This window comes from Haloarcula rara (assembly GCF_029338235.1).
Taxonomy (GTDB): domain Archaea; phylum Halobacteriota; class Halobacteria; order Halobacteriales; family Haloarculaceae; genus Haloarcula; species Haloarcula rara.
The window spans coordinates 470562-484734 of the sequence record NZ_CP119785.1; the positions used below are offsets into that span (position 1 = coordinate 470562).

Annotated in this window: 17 protein-coding genes and 1 pseudogene; 8 read left to right on the top strand and 10 right to left on the bottom strand. The window is 65.4% G+C overall.

What is annotated here, in order from left to right; translation table 11 throughout:
• Positions 1–12 precede the first annotated feature (12 nt).
• The 3 genes and pseudogenes from P1K32_RS02415 to P1K32_RS02425 all read left to right on the top strand — a co-directional run bounded on the left by P1K32_RS02415 (position 13) and on the right by P1K32_RS02425 (position 2764).
• Positions 13–919 (top strand): annotated as a pseudogene (locus P1K32_RS02415) (DNA-3-methyladenine glycosylase family protein).
• Positions 920–1022: 103 nt separating this feature from the next.
• Positions 1023–1298, top strand: a complete 276-nt coding sequence (locus P1K32_RS02420; RefSeq protein ID WP_276251130.1) for an acylphosphatase — start codon at positions 1023–1025, stop codon at positions 1296–1298.
• Between the two features lie 38 nt (positions 1299–1336).
• Positions 1337–2764, top strand: a complete 1428-nt coding sequence (locus tag P1K32_RS02425; RefSeq protein WP_276251131.1) for an NAD(P)H-hydrate dehydratase — start codon at positions 1337–1339, stop codon at positions 2762–2764.
• A 470-nt stretch (positions 2765–3234) separates the two neighbouring features.
• Here the strand turns inward: P1K32_RS02425 and hflX are convergent, their stop codons facing one another.
• A complete protein-coding gene (gene hflX, locus P1K32_RS02430) occupies positions 3235–4545 on the bottom strand; it encodes a GTPase HflX (protein WP_276251132.1) in 1311 nt (436 codons plus the stop codon).
• A 112-nt stretch (positions 4546–4657) separates the two neighbouring features.
• Between hflX and P1K32_RS02435 the strand changes: the two genes are divergently transcribed.
• The gene (locus P1K32_RS02435) at positions 4658–4993 is read left to right on the top strand and encodes an FUN14 domain-containing protein (protein WP_276251133.1); all 336 of its coding nucleotides are present in this window, start codon (positions 4658–4660) and stop codon (positions 4991–4993) included.
• On the opposite strand, the gene P1K32_RS02440 is transcribed toward P1K32_RS02435, so the two are convergent.
• Positions 4994–5719, bottom strand: a complete 726-nt coding sequence (locus tag P1K32_RS02440) for a ribosome assembly factor SBDS (RefSeq protein ID WP_276251134.1) — start codon at positions 5717–5719, stop codon at positions 4994–4996. It lies immediately after the preceding gene.
• 110 nt (positions 5720–5829) lie between these two features.
• Here P1K32_RS02440 and P1K32_RS02445 point away from each other — a divergent pair, with 110 nt between their 5' ends.
• A complete protein-coding gene (locus P1K32_RS02445) occupies positions 5830–6735 on the top strand; it encodes a cell division protein CdpA domain-containing protein (protein WP_276251135.1) in 906 nt (301 codons plus the stop codon).
• 154 nt (positions 6736–6889) lie between these two features.
• Positions 6890–7930 (top strand): disk-shape morphogenesis protein volactin, encoded by a 1041-nt coding sequence (locus P1K32_RS02450; RefSeq protein WP_276251136.1) that lies wholly within the window; start codon positions 6890–6892, stop codon positions 7928–7930.
• A 159-nt stretch (positions 7931–8089) separates the two neighbouring features.
• On the opposite strand, the gene P1K32_RS02455 is transcribed toward P1K32_RS02450, so the two are convergent.
• Positions 8090–8521 (bottom strand): hypothetical protein, encoded by a 432-nt coding sequence (locus P1K32_RS02455; protein ID WP_276251137.1) that lies wholly within the window; start codon positions 8519–8521, stop codon positions 8090–8092.
• Positions 8522–8728: 207 nt separating this feature from the next.
• Here P1K32_RS02455 and P1K32_RS02460 point away from each other — a divergent pair, with 207 nt between their 5' ends.
• Positions 8729–9985 (top strand): RNA-guided endonuclease InsQ/TnpB family protein, encoded by a 1257-nt coding sequence (locus P1K32_RS02460; protein ID WP_276251138.1) that lies wholly within the window; start codon positions 8729–8731, stop codon positions 9983–9985.
• A gap of 45 nt (positions 9986–10030) precedes the next feature.
• On the opposite strand, the gene psmA is transcribed toward P1K32_RS02460, so the two are convergent.
• The 6 genes from psmA to P1K32_RS02490 all read right to left on the bottom strand — a co-directional run bounded on the left by psmA (position 10031) and on the right by P1K32_RS02490 (position 13141).
• On the bottom strand, positions 10031–10801 hold the full coding sequence (psmA, locus tag P1K32_RS02465; protein ID WP_276251139.1) for an archaeal proteasome endopeptidase complex subunit alpha: 771 nt from the start codon (positions 10799–10801) through the stop codon (positions 10031–10033).
• Positions 10802–10805: 4 nt separating this feature from the next.
• Positions 10806–11282: an Rpp14/Pop5 family protein gene (locus P1K32_RS02470; RefSeq protein WP_276251140.1), complete on the bottom strand. Its 477-nt coding sequence runs from the start codon at positions 11280–11282 to the stop codon at positions 10806–10808.
• Positions 11283–11365: 83 nt separating this feature from the next.
• Positions 11366–11785: a hypothetical protein gene (locus P1K32_RS02475; RefSeq protein WP_276251141.1), complete on the bottom strand. Its 420-nt coding sequence runs from the start codon at positions 11783–11785 to the stop codon at positions 11366–11368.
• 54 nt (positions 11786–11839) lie between these two features.
• Entirely contained in the window at positions 11840–12532 is a 693-nt protein-coding gene (locus P1K32_RS02480) for an RNase P subunit p30 family protein (RefSeq protein ID WP_276251142.1), read from the bottom strand.
• Positions 12532–12957, bottom strand: coding sequence for an RNA-binding protein (locus P1K32_RS02485; protein WP_276251143.1), 426 nt, complete (start codon positions 12955–12957; stop codon positions 12532–12534). The genes P1K32_RS02480 and P1K32_RS02485 overlap by 1 nt, the downstream gene beginning before the upstream one ends.
• 1 nt (position 12958) lies before the next feature.
• Entirely contained in the window at positions 12959–13141 is a 183-nt protein-coding gene (locus tag P1K32_RS02490; protein ID WP_276251144.1) for a DUF1918 domain-containing protein, read from the bottom strand.
• Between the two features lie 180 nt (positions 13142–13321).
• On the opposite strand from P1K32_RS02490, the gene P1K32_RS02495 reads away from it, so the two are divergent.
• Positions 13322–13888 carry an NUDIX hydrolase gene (locus tag P1K32_RS02495; RefSeq protein WP_276251145.1) on the top strand — a complete coding sequence of 189 codons (567 nt, stop codon included), beginning with the start codon at positions 13322–13324 and terminating at the stop codon, positions 13886–13888.
• Between the two features lie 26 nt (positions 13889–13914).
• Here P1K32_RS02495 and P1K32_RS02500 read toward each other — a convergent pair whose 3' ends face one another.
• A complete protein-coding gene (locus P1K32_RS02500; RefSeq protein WP_276251146.1) occupies positions 13915–14151 on the bottom strand; it encodes a hypothetical protein in 237 nt (78 codons plus the stop codon).
• Positions 14152–14173: the final 22 nt, after the last annotated feature.

Here is a 14173-nt window from a genome sequence, read left to right on the forward strand (position 1 = left end):
ATCCACCCGGCAATGGAACGCGGAGCCATCGACGTGGCGTCGCTGCCGGGCGGTATCGACCTGCAGGCGACCGTCGAAAGCGGCCAGTCGTATCTGTGGGACCGCGAGGACGGGCAGATGTACGAGCAGACAGCCGCCAGCGGCGGCGACGCCTGGTACTGGACGACGCTGCGGGTCGACGGCGAGCCCGAGGTCGTCCGGGTGCGCCAGACCGACAGCCGGCTGGAGTGGGAAGCGACGTTCGACGCCGCCGACGCACTCCACACGCTGCTCGGACTCGAGGACGACCTGCCGGCGATTCGCGAGACGGCACCGTCAGACGCCGTCGTCGAGGAGGCCTTCGACGCCTACTGGGGGATGCGCATCGTCCGCGACCCGGCCTTCCCGACGCTCGTCTCGTTTATCTGCTCGGCCCAGATGCGCGTCGCCCGCATCCACGGGATGCAGCAGGCGCTTCGCCGGGAGTTCGGCGAGCCGGTCGCGTTCGACGGCGGGACCTACCGCGCCTTTCCGACCCCAGAGGCCCTCGCCGAGGCCAGCGAGGCCGACCTCCGGGACCTCAGCCTGGGGTATCGGGCGCTACGTCAAGCGCTCGGCGGCGCTCGTCGCCAGCGGCGAGGCCGACCCCGAGGACGCGCGGGGCCTGGCGTTCGAGGACGCCCGCGACCACCTCACCCAGTTCGTCGGCGTCGGCGACAAGGTGGCCGACTGCATCCTGCTGTTCTCGCTGGGCTACCTGGAGGCCGTCCCGCTGGACACGTGGATACAGACGACCATCGCCGAGTTCTACCCCGAGTGTGACCGGGGCAACTACGCCGACACCTCGCGGGCCATCCGCGAGGCCCTCGGCGGCGAGTACGCCGGCTACACGCAGACGTATCTGTTCCACTATCTCCGTTCCGGCGGGCGGGACCTGTAGCAACAGCTCGACGCTGCGCGCCGACCCGACAACCACCCGGCGAAACGCCACAAACACTGTCTCGACCCACGAAGATAACTACCGCCCGCGAGAATCCCGACGTATGCCACGAAAACGAGCACACGTGTACGTCTCGGGGAAGGTACAGGGCGTCTTCTTCCGGGCGACGACGCGGGACAGAGCACAGGAGACAGGCGTCGACGGCTGGGTGAAGAACCTGGACGACGGGCGGGTCGAAGCGGTGTTCGAGGGCGACCCGGACGCCGTCGACGCGATGGTGGACTTCTGTTATGAGGGCAGCGACATGGCAAGCGTCAGCACGGTCGAAGTCGAGGAGGAAGCGCCCGAGGGGATAGACGGGTTCGAGATAGCGTACTGAGCCCCCATCGTTAGGGCGGTGGCGGGCGAAGCGCCGGTATGCTCACTGGCTCCGAGATGGCCGTCGTCGACGCAAACGCCGAGGCTCTCGGCGTTCCGCGCAAGCAGTTGATGGAATCGTCCGGGAACGCCGTCGCGCGGGCGGTGCGCGACCACGTCGACCCCGGCGCGTCGGTGACTATCGTCACCGGCCGCGGGAACAACGGCGGCGACGCGCTCGTGGCGGCCCGCTTTCTGGACGACTACGACCTCCGAGTGCTGTTGCTCGGCCGGCCCGAAACCATCACCACCGATATCTCGCGGGCGAACTGGGACGCCCTGCAGTCGGCCGACTACCCGACCGAGCAGGTCCGCGATTCCTCCCAAGTCGACCTCGGCGAGCCCGACCTCGCGGTCGACGCGATGCTCGGGACCGGTATCAGCGGCGCGCTACGGGAGCCGGCCGCCACCGCCGCCGCGGCGATGAACGACTCGGACGCCACGGTCCTCTCGGTCGACGTTCCGTCGGGCCTCGACTGCGAGACCGGCGAACTCGCCGCGAACGCCGTCGACGCGGACCACGTCGTCACGTTCCACGACACCAAACCCGGCCTTGCCGACCTCGCGGCGTCGGTCACCGTCGCCGACATCGGTATCCCAGCGGCCGCCCAGCGGTTCGTCGAACGGGGCGACCTCCAGCGGCTCTCGCGGGACCCCGCGAGCCACAAGGGGGACAACGGCGAGGTGCTGGTCGTCGGCGGCGGGCCCTACACCGGCGCGCCGGCGCTGGCCGCCCAGGCGTCGCTGCGGGCGGGTGCCGACCTCGTCCGGGTCGCCGCCCCCGACGCCGTCGCCCGCGAGATACAGGGGTACAGCGAGAACCTCATCGTCCGCGCGTACGACGGCGACCGACTCGCCCCGACCCACGTCGACTGGCTGGCCGACCTCGCGGCCGACCACGACACGCTCGTCCTCGGGCCTGGGCTGGGGAACGCCGACGAGACGCTGTCGGCCGTCGAGTCCCTGCTCTCGACGTTCGCGGGCACCGCCGTCGTCGACGCCGACGCCCTGCAGGTCGTTCCTGACGTTGAGACCGACGCCGACCTCGTCTGTACGCCCCACCAGGGCGAACTCGTGGGAATGGGCGGGGAGACCAGCGACGACTGGCGCGAGCGGACCGAGCTGGTCGAGGCCTTCGCCGCCGATATCGGCCACACGCTGCTGGTGAAGGGTGCCTACGACGTTATCTCCGACGGCGAGCGGACACGGGTCAGCCGCACCGGCAACGCGGGGATGACCGTCGGCGGGACCGGCGACGTCCTGGCCGGGGTGACCGGCGCGCTTTCCTGCGTCCTCGACCCGCGTCACGCCGCCGCTGTCGGGGCCTACGCCAACGGCGCTGCTGGGGACAGTGTCGTCGAGGAACACGGTGCCGGACTCGTCGCGACCGACCTCCTGGAAGCGGTTCCGGGCGTCCTCTGGGACTGATACTGCTCTCGTGTTTAGGTAGGGATTAGAGTACGAACAGCCAGAAAGCCCCCGCGTTCTCGACTCGCGCGGCTCGCTGCGCTCCTCGCTTCGCTGCGGTGCTTGCGTCGCCGGGCTTCGTCGAGAACGCGGCCCCTTTCAACCCCACCCATGCCGGCTGGCCAACCGGCTACGGGCGGGACTGAAAGGGGCGGCTGGCTCCGGGAAGACGGCCGACGCAAGCACTGGAACGAACGCAGTGAGTGAAGCGCGTCGTTCGAAAGACGCGAAGCGTCTTTCGTGATCACGAGAGAGCTGTGCTCTCTCGGACGACAGCGAGGCCCTCAACCGGAGCCAGGGCGAGAGCAGAGCTCTCGCGGGCAATCGGACGCTTCGCGTCCGATGACAGCCGGGGCTTTCTGACTCTCAGGAGCAATCGCTGCTAAACTAAACACTGCCGATACTGCGGCTGTAACAGGCGGCTCGACCGCTCAGGCCGACGCGCCGACGAGGTCGCCCGCCTTCGACCGGGACTGCTCGACGATGGCGGGACGGGCCTCGAACTCGATGACGACCTCGTCGCCGTAGTCGACGGTCTCGACGTGGGCGTGGTCGTGTATCCAGGAGACGACGCTCATCGTCTCGTCGGTCATCGGGAGCACCAGCCGTTCGCGTTCGTAATCGGGTAGCTCGAGGTCGATTCGCTCGGCCAGCGACTCGATGTTCAACCCCTCCGCGGCGCTGACCGCGACGGGGTTCGGGGCCAGTGCGGAGAGGGCCTCGCGCTTGCGCGCTATCTCCTCGTCGTCGACTTTGTCCGTCTTGTTCAGCACCGTCACGATGGGGGCCTCGTTGCGCTCGTAGAGGGTGTCGTGGCTCGTCACCAGCTTCTCGCGTATCTCCTCGACGGACTCGGAGACGTCGACGACGAGCAAGACGAGGTCGGCCCGGTACACCGAGTCGAGCGTGGACTTGAACGACTCGACGAGCCAGTGGGGGAGGTCCTGGATGAACCCCACCGTATCGGTCACGAGCACCTCGCGCTTGCCGACCGAGGCGCGGCGGGTCGTCGTTCCGAGCGTCGTGAACAGACGGTCTTCGCTCTCGGCGGTCGTGTCGAGGTCCGGATGCAGGTCCTCGTTCTGGTCGACCTCGAGATCCTCGGCGAGGCGTCGCAGCAGCGTCGACTTCCCGGCGTTGGTGTAGCCCGCAAGCGCCACGAGGTCAAAGCCCGATTCGCGCCGTTGTTTGCGCCGGTGTCGCTCGGTCTCCTCGATGGATTCGAGCTCGTCCCGGATATTGGCTATCTGCTTTTTGATGTCCTCTTCGCGGGACTCGTCGTACTCGCCAAGCCCCATGAAACCGGGTCGCTCGTCGCGTTTCGCGAGGCTGGCTTTCGCTTCGGCGCGTGGCAGCTCGTAGCGAAGCTCGGCGAGTTCGACCTGGAGCTGTGCCTTCCGGGTTTGGGCTCGCTGGCCGAATATCTCGAGGATGAGCCGGAACCGGTCCATCACGGTCACGCCCGTGGGGAGCTCGTTCCCGATGTTGTAGGTCTGATAAGGACCCAGCTGGTTGTCGAAAATGACCGTCGTCGCCCCCTCGCGGGCGACGATGTTGGAAAGCCGCGTCACCTTCCCCTGACCGAGGTGGTAGGCCGGGTCCTCGGTGCGAGTCTGTGTTATCTCCCCGACCACGTCGTAGCCGGCCGCTCGGGCGAGGTCGCGAATCTCCGCCGTGTCGGCCTCGCCGCTGTCGACGCGTTTTGCCACGACTGCGCTGTCTGTGGTGTGTGTCGCCGTCACTCACTCGGACGTAGGCCGTCCGATTATATAATCTCCGGGGTCGGTCCGAAAACCACCGGACGTCGACCGAAGTCCCACAAAGGATATACACCGTGACGAGCAGGTACCCAGTATGGCAGGGTTAGCGTTACAGCTGGATTTCAGTCTCCAGCAAATCGGACTCGAAATGGGTACCGGTGCCGTCATCGGTGGTATCATCGGCTTCGCCGCGAAGAAGGTCGCGAAGCTCATCGCGGTCATCGTCGGCCTCGAGCTGGCGCTGTTTAAGTTCCTTGAGACCCGCGGCATCCTCGAGGTGAACTGGCAGGCCATCGGCGGCGCCGCAAAGAACACGACGAGCACCGCGACCGCCAGTCAGCCCCCGGGCTGGCTCACGTCGCTGCTGTCGGCCCTTCCCGTCTCGGCCGGCTTCTCGGGCGGCTTCCTCGTCGGCTTCAAGCAGGGGTAACTAGCGCGTCCCGATTTCGTCTTCGTCCTTGATAATTCGCGTCTCGGCCTCGCCGCTCGTGTGCTCGTTGACCACGTCGTAGAAGTCGTTTTGCATCCCCGCGGGGAAGGTAAGCACACCGACCCAGGAGCCGTCGGCCTGCCACTCCTCGCGTTCGAGTTCGCCGAAGGTCCGGATTTTGGCCTGCGCACTGCCGGCGTAGTCTGCGGGCACCTGGACGGCCACGGTTATCTCGTCGAAGCGAATCGGAATCACGGGCCGCAAGGCGTCAAGGGCGTCGTCGACCTGCGTCTCGACGGGCTCCATCGGGTCGATTCGGAAGTCCGTCTCTTCCAGGGCCGACTCGATGCGTTCGGGCGGGTGGGGCGCGTCGTCCATCTGGGGGTTGACCGCGTTGCGCGTGATGCGCTGGACGAGCTGTTTGTGTTTCTGTTCTATCATCTCGCGGCGCTGGTCGGCCGTTATCTGTATCTCCCCGCGCTTGATGACTTCGGGGATGATTGCCATCGGCTCGGTGGTCTCGAACACCTCTTCGAGCATGTTCTCCGGCGGACGGTCGCCGCGGTCGGCGTCCTCGAAGACGTCTTCGGCGGCGATGACGTCCTCCAGATCGCCGTCGAACTCGTCGCGTTTGATCGCCAGTGCCGCGTCAGGGTCGACCAGTACCTCGAATCGCTGTCCGTGGGATTCGAGGCGCGCCGTAACCGCCTCGTCCAGTGATATCATACCAGCGGGTAGCGGTGGGGCAGGTAAAGTCCTTACTGCGATTCGGGAAAGACTGATTACACAGCGTTCGGAAAAGGAATCTATCAACGGGGTCCCTATAAGGAACAACTATGACAGATGGCACCGATGACGGACGACTCTTCGAGTGGTATCGAACGTATATTGGCGAGCCGGACCGCGAGGTCGACGTCTATCTCGGGTTCGCGCTGTTCTTCGCGGGAATCGGGTTCGGTATCGCCGCGTTCGTCATCGGCGCCGTCGGCCAGTTGACGGGGGCCGGCGGCGAGTCGGCGGACTTCATCTACCGGGAGGCGGCCATCGCGACGGGGATGCTCGCCCTGCCCGCGACGCTGTCGAGTGTCGTCGTACTCCTGCCTGTCAGCAAGCGCGCGCTCTACGGTGCGGCCACTGGCTCCGCTATCTCGCTGGCCGGTCTGGGCGGGTTCATCTGGGCGTACCCGTACAGCTGGGCGGTCGGACCGGGTCCGACCTACAGCGTCCAGGTCCTGTTCGTCTACGGCGTCGGTCTGGCCGCCCTGCTGGCGGCGACCGGCGGCGCACTGGTCGCCTACCACATCGACCGGGCGAAACCCCGACCCGGCGATTTCCCCGCCGAGGGCGACGACGCGGGCGAGGAGATTACCGACGAGCAGATCGAACAAGACATCGAGTCCGCGATGGAAGACGTCGACCTCACTTGGGGCGGCGTCGAACGCAGCGAGGGCAGCGAGCTGAAGATCCGGACGAGCGAGACCGAGGCGGAGATGGACGCGACGGGCCTGGACGTCGAGGCCGAACGCGTCCATCGCAGCAGCGTGGACGAACAGGTCCAGGGCCTGGCGATGGTCAAGGGCGGCCAGAAGAAGACTGACCGCTCGACGTCGACGGTCGACGACCAGACCAACAAGCTGGCCGAGCTCCGCGAACAGAAACGGAAGGAGGCCCAACAGGAGGACGAAGAGACCGTCCTGGGCAGTCTACTGGACCGCGTTGCGACGCTGCTCGGCCGGAACTGAAACCACACGGTGGCTCCGTTCTACGGACTCTACACAGCCCCAGCCTGAAATATCATGGTTCTATTCGCGCCGTTCTAGTCAGCTAAAAACAATAACGAATCAGGTAGATACGTACATTTATGTGGGGTATACGGGAATTATTAGTGAACTACTCATGGCAAAAGGACTCGACGTTGGGACGATGAACCTTATTTCGGCACAGCAGGACGGCAACGACACGGTGTTCGTCCAGCAGCGAAACTCGTTCGTGGAGATCGAGTACAGCGACATGGCCGAGCGGATGCTATCCCGTTCGGACGTACTCCACATCCGGAAAGACGAGGACGTGTACGTGCTGGGCGACGACGCCCTGAACTTCGCAAACATCTTCAATCAGGAGACACGGCGGCCGATGTCCCAGGGGATTCTCTCCTCTGACGAGCAGTCGGCCATCCCGATGATGAAACTCATCATCGAGCAGGTCGTCGGGTCGCCGGACCACCCGAACGAGAAGCTGTACTTCTCCTCGCCGGCCGACCCCATCGACTCGGACCTGAGCACGCTGTATCACCAGAAGACCATCCAGTCGTTCCTCAACGACATGGGCTACGACGCAGAGCCAATCAACGAGGGGATGGCAGTCATCTACTCGGACCTGGCTGACAACAACTTCACCGGGCTGGGAATCAGCTTCGGCGCCGGGATGACGAACGTCTGTCTGTCCTACTACGCCGTGCCGGTAATGAAGTTCTCCGTCGCCCGCGGTGGCGACTGGATCGACGAGCAGGCCTCCACGGCGACGGGCAAGCCAGTCGACAAGGTCACCTCCATCAAGGAGGGGGACTTCGAGCTGGACTTCGAGACCGACGTCGGCGGCGTCGAAGGGGCCCTCTCGATCTACTACGAGAACCTGCTGGACTACGTCATCGAGAAGATTCAGGAGGAGGTCGACGAGGAGGACATCGAAGAGGGTCTGGATGTCCCGGTCGTCGTCACCGGCGGGACCTCCTCGCCGGACGGGTTCAAGAAGCTGTTCGAGCAGCACCTCGAAGACGCGTCGATTCCGTTCTCCATCAGCGACGTGCGCCACGCCGACGAGCCGATGTATAGCGTCGCACGCGGGTCGCTGGTCGCCGCCCGCTCCGAGGAGGAAGAGACGGGCCACAGCGGCGCTGAGGAGTCCGAAGAGGAAGAGGAAGTCGAAGCCGACGACTGAACCAGCTTCCGTCGTACCGTTTTTTCGCGCCCGAATCAGCCCCTAGCGATGCGTTCAGCGACTCACCGACTACCAGGCACAGCGACTACGACTGGTGCGTACCGCAGAAAACGTGCCCCGGGTCAGTCGATCACCGCTAAACAGCTACAACGAACCGTATCAGTGGGTCGCGTCGGCCGATTCGCCGTTTTTGCGAACGTCCGCGCTGGTCTCCTCGTCCGCGCCGGTCTCCTCGTCCGCGCCGGTCTCCTCGTCCGCGCCGGTCTCTTCGTCCGCGCTGACCTCGTCGAAGACGGGGAGGACTAGGTCGCCGCCTTCGACCAGTTCGTCGCCCATCCCGTTTATCAGTTGCTCGCCCGTCGATTCGGCGGCGGGGGGCACGTCGACCGGCAGGTCCTCCCGCCTGATTGTCGCGACCGACTGTCCCTGTTCCTCGAAGCGGTCGATGGCGTCGTCCCATGATTCCGGGGGGCCGTGTTCGGCCGTGTGGTCTATCGTCACCCCGACGTACTCACACTCCTGACAGCCGACGGTCTCCCGCTCGCCTAGCTGATAGCGCGTCAGCGTTCCCCCACACCGTGGACAGTTCATACTGCACGCTTTGCCACTCTGGGGCTTAATTCTATGGTCGGCTGCGAAAAGGAAACCGGCTATCTTGATTCAGCGAGAGAATCCCGGCCTTCAGGCCGGGCGTGAATCGCGTACGCCCTGTGGTACAGTCCACGCGGGTCTGCCGGGCCGGATATTCCACTTCCACTCCGGTCGGCAAGCCATTATGTAGCCAGCCCGTCACAGGCTATGTGTAGCGAATCAGGCATGCGCACCTACGTTGCATCCATCCGCAACCATCAGCAGGTGCGTGACGACCTCGATTCGCTCGGGTTCGCCGCCTCAAAACTCTGGAACGTCGCCCGGTGGACGTGTGACCGCATCTGGCACGAAACCGGGACGATTCCAGACCACGGCACACTCAAAGCGTACCTCAAGAACCACGAACGCTACGCGGATTTGAACGCACAATCCAGTCAGGCAATTCTCGAAGAATTGGCTGAGGCGTTCGAGTCGTGGTACGCCCACCGCGAGAACGGTAACGAGGACGCGAACCCACCCGGCTACCGCAAGCACGGCGACGACCATCCGCGCTCGACGGTCACGTTCAAAGAGGACGGCTTCAAGCACGACCCTGACCACAACAGGATTCGACTCTCGAAAGGGTCGAATCTCAAAGAGTCGTGGTCCGACTTCGTTCTCTGTGAGTACGCCGCTGACCCGGACGTGGACGTACAGAACGTCCAGCAGGTCCGGGCGGTCTGGACCGGCGACGAATGGGAGTTACACATCGTCTGTCGCGTCGAAACTGGCGACCCGGAGCCACCGGGCGACCGGATTGCAGGTATCGACCTCGGCATCTGTAATTTTGCCGCCGTTGCAGTCGGTGATGAGGCCCTACTGTACCCCGGTGGCGCACTCAAAGAGGACGACTACTACTTCCAGAAAGAGCGAGCGAAATGCGACGACAGCGACTCCTGCCAAGCACGACGACTGGACCGCAAGCGCCGGGGCAGACGTGACCACTTCTTGCACGCTGTTTCAGCGGATATAGTGGCCGAGTGTGCCACCCGCAACGTCGGGACGATTGCCGTGGGCGACCTCTCTGGTATCCGCGAGGGAACCGACTGGAGCGACCACGGCAATCTGGACCTCCACGGGTGGGCGTTCGACCGCTTCATCGAGATGCTGGAATACAAAGCCGCCGAGCGCGGCATCAGCGTCGAGCGCGTGGACGAACGCGAGACCTCGAAGTCGTGTGCGTCTTGCGGAACCACCGACGACAGCCAGCGCGTCGAGCGTGGGTTATACGTCTGCAAGGAGTGTGGGCTGGTCGCCAACGCCGACGTGAACGGGGCTGCGAACATCCGACAGAAGGTACTCCCGAATCTCGCCCGTGACGGGGGAGATAGGGATAACGGCTGGATGGCACAGCCAGCGGTGCGCCTGTTCGACAAATCAACGGGGCGAGTAGCCCCACAAGAACAGGCGAACCGCGAACCATAATATCCCAACGCTTGGGAAACCGCGCCGTTTACCGCGCGGAGGATGTCATTCCTCGTCGACGTCGTCCGCGTCCTCGGCGTCGGGGTCGGCCAGCAGGTCGGCCGCCTCCAGATGCTCGCGCTTCTCGTCGTCGGAAAGCTCGCCGAACTCTTCGGTCTCGACGTCGATGGTCGCGATGCCGATACCTTCGGGAGCGAGTCCGTCCTCGGCGACCGACGCGAGCGCTTCGAGCGCGAGGTCGACGCCCTCGGACAGTTCCATCGACTCGTCGTAATGTGCTTCGAGGTAGTCGCGGATATCACCCCGGTCGGCACCCACGGCCAACGCCTTCCACTCGTAGGGGGTCCCCGAGGGGTCCGTCTCGTAGAGACGGGGCTCGCCGTTGGCGATGCCGGCGATGATGAGCGCGACGCCGAAGGGTCGGGCCCCGCCGACCTGCGTGTACTGCTGGATGTAGTCCGTGATCTCCTTCGTGAGCGTCTCGACGCCGACGGGCTCGCCATAGCGCAGGTGGTTGACCTGGGCCTGCCGGCGAGCGAAGTCGATGAGCTGGCGGGCGTCGGCCACGTGGCCGGCGCTCGCGATACCGATGTGGTCGTCGGCCTTGTGTATCTTCTCGACGGAGGAGCGTTCCATCAGCGGCGAGCGGATGCGCTTGTCGACGGCCAGGACGACACCGTCGCTCGTCCGGATGCCGATGCTCGCCGTGCCGCGTTTGACCGCCTCGCGGGCGTACTCGACCTGGTAGAGACGCCCGTCCGGAGAGAAGATAGTGATCCCGCGGTCGTACGCCTGCTGTTGGTTTTGTCCCTGCATAGTGTTAGATGTCGAGGTCTGTCGCGCCGACGAACCCGTCGTCGGTCGCTACGTCCACCCGCCCGTCGCGGGCGACCGCACGCCGGTCTCGGGTCTCGAACACGACCTGTCTCTGTTCCGGCCCTTTTGCCGGGCCGCGTATATATTTTTCCTCACACGCGCGCACGGTGCCGCTGGTGCCGGTGACACTGAGACCCACGGGCGCGCCGTCGACGCTGTCCAGACAGGCGAGCGCCGCGCGGGCGGCCTCGGTGTGGCCGCGTCGGACCCGGACGATAGCGTGGCCGACACCGTCCTCGTGGGTAAAGCGAAGGACGGTCATGTCCGCGTCGGCGCTGCCAGTGTCGCCAAGCAGGTTCTGGGTCGCGTACCACACCTCACGCTGGAAACTTCGCCGGTTCAGGTCGGCGTCGGGCCACGTCTCGATAGCGACGGCGAGATAGCGCCAGCGGGGCTGGAGATGTTTCGGCAGATGTTTCACGGGGAAACACCCCCGCAGTCAGCGTCCATACCTCGCGTTAGCGGGCCGGAGTGAAAACGGATGTCATCGCCGTCTCGTTGCGATCACCGGAGTGTCGACCCGTGTCGACTGGCACTGTCGGACTCGTCGATGTTGGACGGTTCTATCCGCTCGACCGGACTCCGGACGAGCAGATACAGGACAGACAGAACCATCCCGAGGCTCTCGACGACAATGACGGGGTCAGCGGCCCGAAGCGCGGGGGCGCTGAGCGCGATGACGCCGAGGAAGACGGCGATAGTCATCTGTCGGGACAGGACGAACGCACTGACCAGCGCCCCGGTGACGAGTCCCAGGATAGTCCCGACCGCGAACGTCACCGGGACGGAATCCAGGACCAGAACCGAACTGAGTGACGTCGCATCGACCGACGCCAGTGCGCCCCCCAATAGGTACTTTGTGCCCACCACGCCCGCAAGCGAGGCGACCACGAGACCGCCGAACTTCGGGCTCGTGTTTGCCATATATTAGCTTTGTGGCCCTCATGGTAAATAAAGGTAGGAGGTTTCAGGAAATCATCACGAATCGTCCAGTCGGACCCCGGGCTCGACGTACGAGTCACCCATCCGCTCGCGGTTGCGGTCGGCCAGGCGGCCCCACTCGGCCAGCCCGGAGCGGATATCGTCGGGGTCGAACCCGATTGCCTCGCCCAGCGCGGCCAGCTCCCGCGGCGCGCGAAACTCCAGGTGGCTCCGCGGGTCGGCGCTGACGACGAAGGGCGCGTCGGCGTCGGCGACGAGCTCACGGAGTTTCCGGAGGCCACGCAGCCGGCGGACACGGCTGCCGCCCTCGCCCTGGATGACAGGGCGGAGAGTGAACTCGACGCGGACGTCGTTGTCGGCAGCGGCCGTGGCCAGCACGTGGTTGAAATCGCCGTCGCCCGCCATCGGGTGGGCGAGCACGTCGACGGCGGGGTTCTCGACGGCGAAGCGGTTGATCGCGCTGTCGCCGCCGTGGACGACGACGAGCGTCCGTTTCGAGCGGTAGTTACCCACGAGGCCGCTGGCCTGTGCGGGGTCGTCGGCTCGAATCTCGACGCCGTCGACCACGTCCACGTCGACCGCCTCCCGGACAGCCGCGATATTGTCGGGCTGTCCCTCGTTGCCGTGGTTCCGGACGACAACGCCGTCGAAGCCGTAGTCGGCGGCGGTCTCGACCTGTCGAGCGAGGGTGCTCGGCCCGTCAGGCCGTGCGTGGACCGCCTCGTACATCACAGTTCGGCCAGCAGGTCCCGGGCGTTCTCGACCGCGTTCTCGCGTTTGGCGGGATAGGCCTCCACCTTCGCGCGGAACGTGATACCGTCGCCCCGCCGGACCTCGCCGCCGAAGGCGGCCTGTTTGTCGAGCGTGAGGAAAAACGAGCAGTTCTCGTCGACGCGGTCGTCAAGTTCCGCCCGCACGTCGTCGATGTCATCGAGTGTCGCCACCTGCGAGAGGACGTGGCGAACCTCGTCTGCGTTCTCGACGCGGGCAGAGAGGACCACGATACGGTCGCCGTAGTGGCCCTCGCTCTCGGCGCGCTCGATGGGGTACTCCTCGGGGAGATAGGTCCGGAGCGCTGCCTCGACGCGTTTGTCGTCCTCGGTGGCGTAGCAAAACGCCCGAAGGTCGACGTAGTGGAACGGAACCGACGGCACCTTACTCCTCGCTAGCTTCGAGGTTGTCCTCGGGGACGCCCTGCTCCTGGCCGTCCTCGAAGGAGACCGTGTAGTTGGCGTCGCCGAACATCGTGTCGACGACCTGCGTGATGGTCCCAGTCTCGCCGTCGTAGTCGCTGTGCTCGTCGTGGAGAATAACCTCGTCGTCTTCTTCGAATGCCATACCCGCCGATACTCGATGGCTGCTCAAAAAGGGACTGATTCATCGGGCGGGCCTCCGGACAGCGGGAAGTCGGTGTGTCGAAGGGTTATAGTGATTCTCTCGCGTACCGCCCTCCATGATTGGTCCGTCTCGCCCCCCGCTGTCCGCGTGCGATAGCCACCACGGTCCGCTCGGAGACAGATGACCACCGTCGACGAACTGTGGTATCTCGCCGACGTGGCCAGTCAGCAGGCCGAACAGACCTACCACGAACTGGGAGAGCAGTACGACGAGTTCTTGGAGTTTACGCGCCACCGGCGAGTCAAGCGCCCCCGCTTTCGCACCGTCGCCGAGGACGCCCGGGACCACGGCGCCCCCTTCGGCGCGCACACGCTTCCCTACCGTCCCACCGGCGAGCTCCTGCTGGTGCGCCACGACGGCGTCGGTCGGTGGGTGTTGCCCGGCGGCGAACTCGATCCCGGCGAGTCGTTCAGGGAGGCCGCCCTCCGGGAGCTCGCCGAGGAGAGCGGTATCGAGGCCCGCATCGAGGGGCTGGGGATGCTCGGGCGCGTGGAGTTTTACTGCGAGAACAACAACACCTGGGGACTGCTCCCGGTGTTCGAGGCCCGCGCCGAAACGACCGAGATAGACGTCCGGGACCCGGACGGCGAGATCAGCGAGGCTCGCTGGTTCGACGAGCTCCCGGAGGATACGCGAGACCGCGAGGAGATTCTGCGCTGGCGCGAGCGGCGGTTCGACCGGGACTAGAGTGTCGAGCAGACACCCGGCGGCGCTCACTCGGTCGCGCCCAGTTTGTCGCCGGCTTTCGCCTTCGCGGACTCTTTGGCCCGCTCTACCACCGGCTCGGCGTCGGCCCACTTCTCGCCGACCATCGCACCGACCAGGGCCCCGATGCCGGCACACGTGCTCGCGAGCTTCGGGCTGAGGAGTCCGCCGACGGCGCCACCGACGGCCCCGCCGGTGGCTGCGTACTTGGCACGGCTGAGCGCGCGGTTGATTCGTTGTCGCATACCTGAAAGTTCGACGCACGGA